The sequence below is a fragment of the Paraburkholderia caffeinilytica genome, assembly GCF_051027425.1.
GTDB lineage: Bacteria > Pseudomonadota > Gammaproteobacteria > Burkholderiales > Burkholderiaceae > Paraburkholderia > Paraburkholderia caffeinilytica_A.
In genome coordinates this window covers 1948629-1960983 of record NZ_CP186553.1, presented here as the reverse complement: position 1 = coordinate 1960983, position 12355 = coordinate 1948629, and the positions used below count along the sequence as shown (strand labels likewise).

Sequence of the window (12355 nt, the reverse complement as noted above, 5' to 3'; positions counted from 1 at the left end):
TTTCGTGAGGATGTATCCAATTCAGTGCGAATTGTATTTGCCGGACGTGAGAGTAGCATCGATTCAACTTCACTTAACGGATAGCCCAACGATGGACTCTCCCACGATTCAATGCTCGAGCGCAGCCCAAACGGCTACGCCGCCGGCACAGAGCGTTCCGACCGTGCGGTTCGCCGCGATGGTCGCGGTCGCCGTGTTGCCCCTGTATGCGTCACAAACGTTGATCGGCCCGCTCAACCTCTCGCTGCATCTCGGCGCATGGACCACACTCGTCACTGCATTGACATTGCTCGGCTATGCGGTCGGCCTCGTCGGACTTGTGCCGCTAATCGACCGCCTGCCCAACCGGCCCCTGATTGCCGCGACCCTGTTCGCACAGATCGCGTGTCTCGCACTGGCCGCGATCGCTCCGCTGGCGCCCGTGTTTCTGGCGGCTTCGTTCGCGGTGGGCGTGACGTCGAGCGTCGTGCAGATGCTGGTGCCCGCGGCGGCATCGCTCGCGCCGCCGGCTTCGCGCGGCAAAGTGGTCGGCAATGTGATGAGCGGCCTGATGCTCGGCATTCTCTTGTCCCGGCCGCTAGCCAGTGTGATCGGAGGCGCATTTGGCTGGCGCGCGTTTTACGCCGCCGACGCCCTATTGCTCACCGCTGTCACGCTTGCCGTGGTGCCGCGTTTGCCGGATGTTCACCCTGCCGGCGCGCCGCCCTATGCCGCGTTATTGACGTCGATGGCGCGCCTGGTTGCGCAAGAGCCGGTGCTGCGCCGCCGGGCGCTGTATCAAGGCCTGTTGATGGCGGGGTTCAATGCATTCTGGAGCAGCGTCGCGATTGTCCTGACACGCGCGCCGCTGGGTCTGAACAGCACCTCCGTCGCGCTGTTCGCACTGGCCGGCGGCGGCAGCGTATTCATCGCGCCGTTGGCGGGCCGCGCCGGTGACAGGGGCTGGTCGAAGCCCGCCAGCATGCTCGCTCATGCGGTCGCCATCGCGGCCGCCTTGATGGCGGCATTCGCGCTGACGTCGGGCGTATCGCGCGTCTTGTCGATCACCCTGCTCGCCGTGGCCGCATTTTTCATCGACGGCGGCGTGATTGCCGATCAGGCGCTCGGCCGACGCGCGATCAATCTGCTTGCGCCCGAATCACGTGGCCGGGTGAATGGACTCTATACGGGGCTCTTTTTCATCGGCAGCGCGGTAGGCGCCACGATCGCCGGGCCGGCGCTCGCGCATTGGGGCTGGCCGGGTGTATGCGTCGCGGCATTGGGTTTTTTCGCCGCGGCGGCGGTCCTGCATCTGCGCGATAGTTCGCGCGCCGCGTGAGCAATCTTACGAAAGACTGAAGGAGCATGGTCATGACATCCACACGCACCGGGATGCGCTATCGCAGCATCGACATCGACGGCCTCGACATTTTCTATCGCGAAGCAGGACCACGCGATGCACCTGCGATTCTGTTGCTGCACGGTTTCCCATCGTCGTCGCGGATGTACGAGACGCTGATGCCGCTGCTCGCGCAAAATTACAGGCTGATCGCGCCGGACTACCCCGGCTTCGGCCACAGCAGCGCACCGTCGCCCGACGCGTTCAGGTACACGTTTGACCACCTCGCCGAGGTGATGATGCGTTTTGCCGACGCACTGGAACTGAAGCGCTACACGCTGGTGATGCAGGACTACGGCGGTCCGGTGGGGTTTCGGCTTGCACTTTCAAACCCTGAAAGGATCGCGGCGTTGGTCGTGCAAAACGCCGTTGCCCACGAAGCAGGCCTCGGTCCGTTGTGGCAAACACGTAAGGCTTTCTGGAACGATCGCGCAACGCATGAAGCGGCACTACGGGCTAATTTGCTCTCGTTCGAGGCAACGCGGTTGCGGCATGTCGGGCGTAGTCCGAATGTCGATCGTTACGATCCCGATACCTGGACTGATGAATTTGCGTTTTTATCGCGGCCCGGCCAGATCGATATCCAGACCGAACTCTTCTACGACTATCGGACGAATGTCGAGCGGTATCCGCTGTGGCAGCGGTATCTGGAGGAACGCCAACCCGCCATGCTTGTGCTGTGGGGGAAGTACGATCCTTCATTCGAAATAGAAGGTGCGCACGCGTATCGCGCCAATGTGTCCGGCGCGGAAGTGCATCTGCTTGAAGGAGGCCATTTCGTGCTGGATGAAGCCGTCGATCAGGTTGCGGCGCTGATGATCCCGTTTCTGGATGCACGGCTGGCCAGGTAGCGCATGTCAAACGGCGTGCCGCAATGGCACGCCGTCGTCCTTTGGATCGAACGCGGAAACCGCTGCGTCAGAAGCGGTAGTTGATGGAGATATCGGCCACACCGGTGGCCCTGCTGTGCGTAATCGGACTGTTCCCCGCACCGCCGACCAGTTGTTCGAATGCGCCGTCGGCAGTGGCAAACCAGTGCTTGTCGAACAGCCACACCATGCTGACGCCGAAGCCCACCGACTTGAAGCCCGCGCTCGCGTGATACTGCGAGTATTGCGAATGCGCCGCCTGGTTCTGGTTCACACCGTACCAGCTGTTCATGTAGGTGGAGTCCGCGAGCGTCACGTTCGGACCGGCGAACCAGAAGAACTGTTTGCCGCTGCCCGGCATCGGCAGATAGGCGCCCAGATCGCCGGTCCAGCCGTTCGAGCCGCCGAAATAGCGGCGCACGTCGGCGCGCAGCACGAGTGGGAAATCCTTCGACACGACATATTCGCCTGAAAGTTTGAGGCCCGGCGCCGGATTGATGTTGCCGAGGCCGTTCAACTCCTCCGGATCGTCATGACCGCGCCGCCCGAGATCGTAGACGGCCGCGAGACTCGCGCGCCAGTTCTGCCCCTGCGCGAAGTTGACCCCAAAGCCTTCGCCGCTCGAAAAGAAGAACAGGTCCTTGTAGCGCACGTCGACGCTCGGGCCGGCCATCACGCGATACCGGTCGGAGCCCTCATAACGTGGCTGGAACGACGTCGCCGCGCCAATGCGCAACTGCCAGTCCGGGATATCCGCTTGCCACATCTTCTGCAGCGGAATGCCTGCGGAGTACTGCCATTCGCCCAACGGCGACGGGGTTTGGGCCAAGGCCGAACCCGGCAGAATGCCGATCCCGCCGATAGTCACGGCAACCAGAGATGATGCCGCGATGCCTGTTTGTTGATTGCGAATCTTGCCGACCCGCTTTCTACGGCTATTCAACACCAGAAACCTCCGTTTCTCGCGTATCGCGAGGGGGTTCATGTTCTTGCCCAATGCCCACAACGGATTAGAAAACATCCGGGTGACCGCTGCATTGCAACACACGGCAGATAATTTTTCAGCGGACGGCACACATTTTCCCGGCAAAACGCACCGCTCGAACCCGATGCCACCCCGTAAATTGGGCATTCGGACGAACCGACGCGTGCGAAAAATTTGCCGACGCATGCGTCTGCGCAAAATGCGGGCCTGGTCGCTGGAGAGTCGGGCTGGATCGGCCCGGCGCGGTTCGGAAAGCGGAAAGCGGAAAGGACAGACCGACGGACGCCGGCAAGCGCGCCCGTGGCGATAGTGACAGGCAGAATACAACCACAAAAAAGGCGGCCGGCGCCGCGCGATGCGACGCCGGAAAAAGGAAGATCGCCTTCGACGCGGCGCTCGACGTTTTACTGCGCCGCTTCGACCAGCACGGCCTTGTCGCGATAGAGCGTCGGGAACAGACGCTTCAGGTTCGCGATCTTCGGCATATCGTAGATTGCGATATAGGCGGAGTTCGGATGCAGCGTCAGGTAGTTCTGATGGTAAGACTCCGCAGGATAGAAAGCCTTGAACGGCTCGGTCCTGGTGACGATCGGCGCGGGAAACGCATGCGCCTTCTCGAGCTGGGCGATATAGCTTTGCGCGACATGCCGCTGCGTGTCATTCAGCGGGAACACCGCCGAACGATATTGCGTGCCGCTGTCCGGCCCCTGGCGGTTCAACTCGGTCGGATCCTGAATCACCGAGAAGTAGACCTGCAACAACTGCCCGTAGGTAACCTTGGTCGGGTCGAACGTAACCTGTACGGATTCCGCATGGCCCGTTTCGCCACCGCTGACGGTCTCGTACTGCGCGGTGTTGCGCTGACCACCCGAATACCCTGCCACCGCCTTCGTGACACCCTTTACGTGCTGGAACACGCCCTGCACACCCCAGAAGCAGCCGCCCGCGAACACAGCGGTTTCTTCGTGCGCGGTGGCGGCTGAGACCGGCTCGTCGACTGCGGGCGGTGCAATGACCACCGCCGTCTCCGACGAGAATGCCACGCGCTGCGCCAGCAGCAGCGCCAGCGCGCCGAGCCCGAGCGAAAGCGCGAGCGCCGCGCCGCGTGAGCGGGCCGGATTGCCCGTGATGCGTTTCCCGATGTTCATGATGTCCGTCCAGATTCGATCAGCTCGTGCCGCGCGCGGCGGGCGCGAACGTTAAGGCGAGGCCGTTCATGCAATAGCGCAGGCCGGTCGGCTTGGGGCCGTCGTCGAATACGTGACCCAGATGGCTGCCGCAGCGCCGGCACAATACTTCGTCGCGCGTCATGCCGAACGACTTGTCGGTATGCGTGATGACCGCGTGGTCCAGCGGCTGCCAGAAGCTTGGCCAGCCGGTGCCGCTATCGAACTTCGTCTTCGACGAAAACAACGGCAGTGCGCAACCGGCGCAGGCAAATATGCCGGCGCGATGCTCGTCGTTTAGCGGGCTGCTGAACGGCCGCTCCGTGCCGGCTTCGCGCAGCACGCGGTACTGCGCGTCCGTGAGCAGCTTGTGCCATTCGGCGTCGCTGTGCGCGACCTCGTAGGCCGCCGCGGCGCCCAACTCCGCCGCGCCTGCCGTGCGCCATGCCGCGGTACTGCCGGCGAGCGACGCCGCGCCGATTAACCTGAAGAAACTCCGTCTGCTGCAAGCCATGATGATCGTCCCGGAAAGTCCGTACCGTTCACCCGTCGAGGCGCTGACCGCGCCGCCCGCGAGTGGTCCTGCCACTTAGTCGGACGACGAGGGGATTTATGACAGCATGCGCGTTTTTTGTGTGACGGCGGCGCTTACAGCGGAAATTTCGTGGTCGACAGGATTTCCTTGAGCACCATGAACGAGCGGATTTGCCGGACGCCGGGCAGATAGAGCAACTGTTCCGCGTGCAGACGATTGAAGCTGTCGCTATCGCGCGTGCGGATCATCATGAAATAGTCGAACTCACCGGTCACGACGTGGCACTCCATGCACCCCGCCACCTTCTGCGCCGCTTTCTCGAACTCGGCAAACGACTCTGGCGTAGACCGATCCAGCACGACGCCGATGATGACCACCATCCCCGCCCCGACCGCCTTCGGATCGATGAGCGCGACGACGCCCCGAATCAGCCCTGACTCCTTAAGCCGCTCGACGCGCCGCAAACAGGCCGGCGCACTCAATTTGACTTTGGCCGCAAGCGCGACATTCGAAATCGACGCATCCGCTTGCAGTTGCCGCAGGATGGCCCGATCGATGCGATCGAGCGCGTGAAGCGCCTCGGCGTCCGCAACTGAAACTGCGGCGGCCTCGGTGGTCTCGGAGGCTGGGACACGACGAACTTTTGTTGCACTCATAGATACGTATCGGATTCTTTATTAGGTCATGGACCGTTGACGGTTTTCAAAAGTACGCCCGCCAAAATTTCTTTGCAAGCTCATCCCAGCCACACGCACGACACAGGGGGCGCCCGACCGATCCGGCGCATGAGGGAAAATCGATGCACGCCACGGTGCACAAAGACGAGCGAAGCCAACAACAAAATCACACCGAAGTTTCAGGTACCCTTCGGCGCGCGCAGCGCCGCCGGAAGAATGACTGCCTTGTCACAAACGCGGAATGTGCGAGAACACAGATTCCAGATGCACCACTACCGCGACTGCGCGGGGGATCCGCTTATGAGCTAGCGGTGTGAGCCGCTTTCTTTGCTTATCTTTCTTTGCGGCGGCAAAGAAAGTAAGTGCCGCCCCGCACAGGGGCAAACACTAATAAACCAATAAGTGATCAAGAAAAGGCCAACACCATAGGCACACAGACAAGCGCTGCAAAAGGCAAAACCGAAAAAGGCAAAACCGAAAAAGGCAAAACAATTCAACCCCCAAACTTCTCCCGCAAAAACCCAACAAAAACCCGAACCGCAACAGAACTCTGCCGATGCTGCGGATAAACAGCATAAACACCAACCGCCGCAGGCAAAAACCCTTCCAACACCCTCACAAGCAGCCCTCCATCCAGAGCATCGGCAACAATAAAATCAGGAAGCCGAACAATCCCCAACCCAGCCACCGCCGCATCGCGAATCAGCTCCCCATTATTAGCCCGCAACGGCCCATGCACTTCAAACCCTTTCGACACACCATCGACAACAAAATCCCAACTCACCGCCCCGCCATGCCCATACAACAGACATGAATGCCGCGCCAGATCGGCAGGATGAAGCGGCGCCCCACGCCGCCGCACATACCCCGGACTGCAACATGCCACCATCCTGACATCGACAAGCTTCTGCGCGATCAGCGACGAATCCGGCAACGCGCCGATCCGGATCGCCATATCGAACCCCTCGCCCACCACGTCGACGGTGCGATCGCTCAGCTCCATATCGAAGCGCACATCCGCATGCTCACGCAGGAAATTCGCCACCAGCGGCGACAGATGCGTCATCCCGAACGACATCGGCGCGCTGACCCGCAGCAGTCCGCGCGGCCCGGCCCGGCGCAGCGACATGGCCTGCTCGGCGTCTTCGACTTCGCCGAGGATACGTCTGGCACGCTCGTAAAACTCCTGGCCGAGTTCGGTCACGGCCAGCTTGCGCGTATTGCGGATCAGCAGTTGCACGCCGAGCGCCTCCTCCAGCGCCATCACGCGCCGGCTGACAAACTGCTTCGATAGCGCCAGCCGCTTTGCCGCCGCGGTGAAGTTATGGGCGTCGACGGTGGCGACGAAGATCCGCATGTCATCGAGTTGCATCGTATTGTCCACCTGACCGAGACAGTGTTTCCAATTTCATCATGATTATATCCATTCAGATTGACCTACACTGTCATTCATGGATCGCGGACAAACATCTGGCCGGATCGCACAACCAGAACCAGGAGAAATACGATGCTCGAAATCAGACACGCCAATCAACGCGGCCGCGCGGAGCACGGCTGGCTTAGCTCGCGTCACACGTTTTCCTTCGCGAACTATCACGACCCGAAACAGAACGGTTTTTCCGACCTGCTCGTGATCAACGACGACCGTGTCGCGCCGGCGCAAGGTTTCGGCAAGCATCCGCACCGCGATATGGAAATTTTCTCGTACGTGCTGGAAGGCGCGCTGGAACATAAGGACACGATGGGTACCGGTTCAGTGATCGTGCCTGGCGACATCCAGTTGATGAGCGCGGGGACCGGCGTCGCACATAGCGAATACAACCATTCGAAGAGCGAGCCCGTGCACTTCATGCAGATCTGGATTGCACCGGCGCAGAAAGGCACCGCACCGCGCTATCAGCAACGTCACTTTGGCGCGGATCAGAAGCGCGGTGTGTTGCGCCTCGTGATGTCGCCGGACGGTGCGCAAGACTCGCTGGTCCTGCAGCAGGATGCACGAGTTTATGCCGGTCTTTTCGACGGCGACGAAACTGCTCGCCTCGAACTCGCCAACAATCGCTATGCTTATATCCACGTGGCGCGCGGCAGCGTCACGGTGAATGGCGTCGAACTTGGCGAAGGCGATGGCGCACGGGTCCGCGGCGAAGAGGCCCTCACCTTCACGCAAGGTCACGATGCGGAAGTGTTGGTGTTCGATCTGCGTAACATCGAAATGTCGGAGTTGTGGGCTTAAGCGGCGTAACCCTGTCGAAAGACCTGGCCGGCTTAAGCACGGCTCGCTGCCCGATTTGCGGCGAGCCGCCCCTTTCCTTATCTACTGAGAAAAATCATGCGCTATACGCTATTTGAAAACCAGAAAGACGCTCTCATTCTCGTCGCCCGTATCCTGTTGATGGTGCTGTTCGTGATGTTCGGCTGGTCGAAGCTGACCGGCTTTTCCGGCACCGTCGCTTATATGGCGTCGACTGGCGCGCCGGCGCCGGAGTTGTCGGCGGCTATAGCGGTCGTCATGGAGTTCGTTGTGGGCATTGCGCTGGTGGTGGGCTTCTATACGCGGCCGCTCGCGCTGCTGCTGGCGCTCTATACGTTGGGTACGGCGATCATCGGTCATCACTACTGGAACATGACGGGCGCGATGCAGTACGACAACATGATCCACTTCTACAAGAACATCAGCATCATGGGTGGACTGCTGTTGTTGTGCGTGACCGGCGCAGGCAAGTATTCGATCGACCGGCGTTAAGGCTGCACTGCTGTGCTTCGACAAGCGCGATAAAAAAGCCGCCCGGCATTGGCCGTGCGGCTTTTTCTTTGCATGAAACCATCCGCGTCAGGTTAGCCGGCAAACTGCGCCAGCACACGTTCACGAATTGCCGGCCGGATATTCGACTGCGCCATATTGCCTTGATAATGCGCGACCACGCGTGGGTTCATCACGCGAAACCACAGTGGCGGCACATACGCGAACATGATCATCGTCGCGTAACCGGAGGGCAATTGCGGCGCGCCGTCGAAATGACGCAGCGCCTGATAGGAGCGCGTCGGATTCGCGTGATGATCGGCGTGACGCTGCAACTGATACAGGAACAGATTCGTCACGATGCGATTACTGTTCCACGAATGCTGCGGCTGGCAGCGCTCATAACGGCCGCTCGCGAGTTGCTTGCGGCCAAGTCCGTAGTGTTCCAGATAATTGACCACTTCGAGCAGCGAGGCGCCGTACGCAGCCTGAATCAACAGGAACGGAATCACTGTTTTACCGAACAACGCGATCATCACGCCCCACAACACTACCGTCATGGCCCATGAATGCAGGACTTCATTGCGCCACGTCCAGGGCGATTTGCCGAGGCGTTCGAGCCGATGCTTCTCGAGACGCCACGCCGACGCGATGCTGCCGAATACCGTGCGCGGCAGAAAACGCCAGAACGATTCGCCGTAGCGCGCGCTCGCCGGATCAGGCGGTGTCGCGACACGCACGTGGTGTCCACGATTGTGTTCGACAAAAAAATGACCATAGGCGACCGGCGCCAGCGTGATCTTGGCGAGCCATCGTTCGAAACCGTCGGTCTTGTGGCCGAGTTCGTGAGCGGTATTGATCGATACGCCGGTGGCCGCGCCCAGCGAGAGCGCAAAGCCGAGATAGTCGTACCACGTCAGCGAATGCGTACCGACGATCCACAGCGCGCCGATAAACGACACATATTCGATGAAGGTAGCGAGATAAACCACGCGGCGGTAATAGCGCTCCCGTTCGAGCGTGGGGACGACGTCCTCCGGCGGGTTGCTCGGATCGTCGCCGATCAGATAGTCGAGCACCGGGATAATGCCAAACACGAAAATCGGCCCGAACCACCAGAAAATATGCCAGCCGGTTTGCAACGCCAGATTGGCGGCATGCAGCGGCAAGGTGATCGTGAGTGCACCGAGTAGCCACAAATAGCGTTTGCCGTCGACCCACCGGGTGGGGGCCGCTTTCGATGCTGCCATTGTCTCCCTCCTTTTTTATGTCGCCTGGTATCGGCAAGCTGCGCGCTTGCGAGCCAGTACGCATGTCGGCGGGACCTTGCCCGACTCCCAGATTTATATGGCCTGACGGGCGTGATAGCCAAGGAATTGGCCTAGGTGGGAGACTCCAAACAAAGGGGCCGTTGGCGTGGCATTCGGGGTGGGCTTCGAGCGGGTGAATGAAACGGGTGTTTGCCGGGTTGCTGCAGCGCACTTCGCGTGCCAGTCGAAATCATCAAATGGTAAAAACCGTATTGACGCGGGTTCTAGCTGCAACCACAAACAAAAACGGCGGCCCGCAGGCCGCCGCTCACTACTCACACAACATCATCAAACTGTCGCTTCAGCTTCCGCTTCGCTCGCCACTTCAACCTCATCGCCGTGACGAATCAGGTGATCGAACGCGGAGAGCGATGCCTTCGCGCCCTCGCCCACCGCAATCACGATCTGCTTGAACGGGACCGTGGTCACGTCGCCGGCAGCGAACACGCCCGGCACCGAGGTCGCGCCGCGTGCATCGACAACGATCTCGCCGTGCTTCGACAACTCCACCGTGCCCTTCAGCCATTCGGTATTCGGCACAAGACCGATCTGCACGAACACGCCTTCAAGTTCGACGCTCTTCGTTTCGCCAGAACGCAGGTCCTTGTAGACCAGACCGTTGACCTTCTTGCCGTCGCCGGTGATTTCCGTGGTCTGTGCCTGCGTGACGATCGTCACGTTAGCGAGGCTGCGCAGCTTGCGTTGCAGCACTTCGTCCGCACGCAATTGCGCGCCGAATTCGAACAGCGTCACTTCACGCACGATACCCGCGAGGTCGATCGCCGCTTCGACGCCCGAATTGCCGCCGCCGATTACCGCCACGCGCTTGCCCTTGAACAGCGGACCATCGCAGTGCGGGCAGTACGCCACGCCATGGTTGCGGTACTCGCGCTCGCCCGGCACGTTGATTTCGCGCCAACGGGCACCCGTCGCCAGAATGATCGTCTTTGCCTTCAGCACCGCGCCGTTCGCCAGACGCACTTCGTTGATGCGGCCCGGGATCAGCGCTTCAGCGCGCTGCACGTCCATGATGTCGACTTCGTAGCTCTTCACGTGCTGTTCGAGCGCCGTGGCGAATTTCGGTCCTTCCGTTTCCGTGACGGAGACGAAGTTCTCGATCGCCAGCGTATCCAGCACCTGGCCGCCGAAGCGTTCCGCCACGACACCCGTCGCAATACCCTTGCGCGCCGAGTAAATCGCCGCAGCCGCGCCCGCAGGGCCGCCGCCGACGATCAGCGTATCGAACACCGGCTTCTTTTCCAGTTCCTTCGCCGCACGCGCACCGGCATTGGTGTCGAGCTTGGCGAGGATTTCCTTCACGCCGCTGCGGCCCTGGCCGAATACTTCGCCGTTCATGAACATGGTCGGTACCGCCATGATCTGGCGCGCTTCGACTTCGTTCTGGAACAGCGCGCCGTCGATCGCCACGTGGCGGATGCGCGGGTTGATCAGCGCCATCACGTTCAGTGCCTGGACCACTTCCGGGCAGTTCTGGCATGACAGCGAAAAATACGTTTCGAATTGATAGTCGCCGTCGAGACTGCGGATCTGTTCGATCACGGCGTCTTCGAGTTTGACCGGATGGCCGCCGACCTGCAACAACGCGAGGACGAGCGACGTGAATTCATGCCCCATCGGAATGCCCGCGAAACGGATGCCCGTTTCCTTGCCCGGCTCGCCGATCGAAAACGACGGCTTGCGCTCTTCGTCGCCGCGACGCTCGATCACGGTCACGCGTTCCGACAACGTCGCGATATCGTTCAGCAATGCCAGCAGCTCTTGCGATTTCGCACTGTCGTCGAGCGACGCGACGATCTCGATAGGCCTGCTAACCTTTTCGAGGTAGGATTTCAACTGAGTCTTGAGATTGGCGTCCAGCATGGCTTTCGATTCCGTGACGAGGGGTGTTGGGTCCCAGGTGCCGCACGCATCCGGATAGGAAGCGCGCGGCCCGGGGGCGTGCGAACCGCTGTAAGAAGCGGTCCGCACAGCGGTGCGCCATAAGGCGCTTACTGCGAGGGTCGGTTAGACCTTAGATCTTGCCGATCAGGTCGAGCGACGGGGTCAGCGTTTCTGCGCCCGGCGTCCACTTGGCGGGGCAAACTTCACCCGGGTGAGCCGCGATGTATTGCGCAGCTTGAACCTTGCGCAGCAATTCGCCAGCGTCACGGCCGATGCCGTTGTCGTGCACTTCGCACAGCTTGATCTCGCCTTCCGGGTTGACCACGAACGTGCCGCGCAGTGCCAGACCTTCTTCTTCGATCAGCACGTCGAAGTTGCGCGAAATCGCCAGGGTCGGGTCAGCGATCATCGGGTACTTGATCTTCTGGATCGTGTCCGACGTGTCGTGCCATGCCTTGTGCGTGAAGTGCGTATCGGTCGACACGCTGTAGATTTCAACGCCGAGCTTCTGGAATTCGGCGTAACGATCGGCCAGGTCACCCAGTTCCGTCGGGCAAACAAACGTGAAGTCAGCCGGATAGAAAACGAAAACCGACCACTTGCCCTTCAGGCTTTCTTCAGTGACGGTCACGAAATCGCCATTGTGATAAGCCTGTGCCTTGAACGGTTTGACTTGACTATTGATGATCGGCATTTGCTGAGTCCTCTTTCGGAGTGGTTGGAAAGTGGAGTCAGTATGTCAGACGACGCTTAATAGGTAAAGCGGATTGTTTTAATCATGATGATAGTCATA

12 protein-coding genes are annotated in these 12355 nt (G+C 60.5%); 4 read left to right on the top strand and 8 right to left on the bottom strand.

What is annotated here, in order from left to right; genetic code table 11:
• The first annotated feature begins 91 nt into the window (after positions 1–91).
• Positions 92–1318 (top strand): MFS transporter, encoded by a 1227-nt coding sequence (locus ACOSV0_RS29245; RefSeq protein WP_434110550.1) that lies wholly within the window; start codon positions 92–94, stop codon positions 1316–1318.
• A gap of 32 nt (positions 1319–1350) precedes the next feature.
• Positions 1351–2229, top strand: a complete 879-nt coding sequence (locus ACOSV0_RS29240; RefSeq protein WP_434110548.1) for an alpha/beta fold hydrolase — start codon at positions 1351–1353, stop codon at positions 2227–2229.
• Positions 2230–2296: 67 nt separating this feature from the next.
• Here ACOSV0_RS29240 and ACOSV0_RS29235 read toward each other — a convergent pair whose 3' ends face one another.
• The 5 genes from ACOSV0_RS29235 to ACOSV0_RS29215 form a co-directional block, all read right to left on the bottom strand.
• A complete protein-coding gene (locus ACOSV0_RS29235; protein ID WP_434116189.1) occupies positions 2297–3193 on the bottom strand; it encodes a MipA/OmpV family protein in 897 nt (298 codons plus the stop codon).
• Between the two features lie 443 nt (positions 3194–3636).
• On the bottom strand, positions 3637–4380 hold the full coding sequence (gene msrA, locus ACOSV0_RS29230; protein WP_434110546.1) for a peptide-methionine (S)-S-oxide reductase MsrA: 744 nt from the start codon (positions 4378–4380) through the stop codon (positions 3637–3639).
• Positions 4381–4399: 19 nt separating this feature from the next.
• On the bottom strand, positions 4400–4912 hold the full coding sequence (gene msrB, locus ACOSV0_RS29225) for a peptide-methionine (R)-S-oxide reductase MsrB (protein WP_434116187.1): 513 nt from the start codon (positions 4910–4912) through the stop codon (positions 4400–4402).
• Positions 4913–5046: 134 nt separating this feature from the next.
• A complete protein-coding gene (locus ACOSV0_RS29220; protein WP_434110544.1) occupies positions 5047–5589 on the bottom strand; it encodes an Lrp/AsnC family transcriptional regulator in 543 nt (180 codons plus the stop codon).
• 514 nt (positions 5590–6103) lie between these two features.
• The gene (locus ACOSV0_RS29215) at positions 6104–6982 is read right to left on the bottom strand and encodes a LysR family transcriptional regulator (RefSeq protein WP_434110542.1); all 879 of its coding nucleotides are present in this window, start codon (positions 6980–6982) and stop codon (positions 6104–6106) included.
• 135 nt (positions 6983–7117) lie between these two features.
• Here ACOSV0_RS29215 and ACOSV0_RS29210 point away from each other — a divergent pair, with 135 nt between their 5' ends.
• Positions 7118–7843: a pirin family protein gene (locus tag ACOSV0_RS29210; protein ID WP_434110540.1), complete on the top strand. Its 726-nt coding sequence runs from the start codon at positions 7118–7120 to the stop codon at positions 7841–7843.
• 96 nt (positions 7844–7939) lie between these two features.
• Positions 7940–8353 (top strand): DoxX family protein, encoded by a 414-nt coding sequence (locus ACOSV0_RS29205; RefSeq protein ID WP_434110538.1) that lies wholly within the window; start codon positions 7940–7942, stop codon positions 8351–8353.
• A 92-nt stretch (positions 8354–8445) separates the two neighbouring features.
• Here ACOSV0_RS29205 and ACOSV0_RS29200 read toward each other — a convergent pair whose 3' ends face one another.
• The 3 genes from ACOSV0_RS29200 to ahpC all read right to left on the bottom strand — a co-directional run bounded on the left by ACOSV0_RS29200 (position 8446) and on the right by ahpC (position 12256).
• Complete coding sequence (locus ACOSV0_RS29200; protein WP_434110536.1) at positions 8446–9600, bottom strand: alkane 1-monooxygenase; 1155 nt, start codon at positions 9598–9600, stop codon at positions 8446–8448.
• A gap of 348 nt (positions 9601–9948) precedes the next feature.
• Positions 9949–11541, bottom strand: a complete 1593-nt coding sequence (ahpF, locus tag ACOSV0_RS29195; protein WP_434110534.1) for an alkyl hydroperoxide reductase subunit F — start codon at positions 11539–11541, stop codon at positions 9949–9951.
• A 151-nt stretch (positions 11542–11692) separates the two neighbouring features.
• Positions 11693–12256 (bottom strand): alkyl hydroperoxide reductase subunit C, encoded by a 564-nt coding sequence (gene ahpC, locus ACOSV0_RS29190; protein WP_434110532.1) that lies wholly within the window; start codon positions 12254–12256, stop codon positions 11693–11695.
• Positions 12257–12355 lie beyond the last annotated feature (99 nt).

Bases quoted from the DNA above. Each gene is read 5' to 3' on its own strand.
- ACOSV0_RS29240 (WP_434110548.1), top strand. From the start codon at position 1,351: ATGACATCCACACGCACCGGGATGCGCTATCGCAGCATCGACATCGAC.
- ACOSV0_RS29200 (WP_434110536.1), bottom strand. From the start codon at position 9,600: ATGGCAGCATCGAAAGCGGCCCCCACCCGGTGGGTCGACGGCAAACGC.
- ahpC (WP_434110532.1), bottom strand. From the start codon at position 12,256: ATGCCGATCATCAATAGTCAAGTCAAACCGTTCAAGGCACAGGCTTAT.
- ACOSV0_RS29205 (WP_434110538.1), top strand. From the start codon at position 7,940: ATGCGCTATACGCTATTTGAAAACCAGAAAGACGCTCTCATTCTCGTC.
- ACOSV0_RS29210 (WP_434110540.1), top strand. From the start codon at position 7,118: ATGCTCGAAATCAGACACGCCAATCAACGCGGCCGCGCGGAGCACGGC.
- msrB (WP_434116187.1), bottom strand. From the start codon at position 4,912: ATGGCTTGCAGCAGACGGAGTTTCTTCAGGTTAATCGGCGCGGCGTCG.
- ACOSV0_RS29215 (WP_434110542.1), bottom strand. From the start codon at position 6,982: ATGCAACTCGATGACATGCGGATCTTCGTCGCCACCGTCGACGCCCAT.
- ACOSV0_RS29245 (WP_434110550.1), top strand. From the start codon at position 92: ATGGACTCTCCCACGATTCAATGCTCGAGCGCAGCCCAAACGGCTACG.
- msrA (WP_434110546.1), bottom strand. From the start codon at position 4,380: ATGAACATCGGGAAACGCATCACGGGCAATCCGGCCCGCTCACGCGGC.
- ahpF (WP_434110534.1), bottom strand. From the start codon at position 11,541: ATGCTGGACGCCAATCTCAAGACTCAGTTGAAATCCTACCTCGAAAAG.
- ACOSV0_RS29220 (WP_434110544.1), bottom strand. From the start codon at position 5,589: ATGAGTGCAACAAAAGTTCGTCGTGTCCCAGCCTCCGAGACCACCGAG.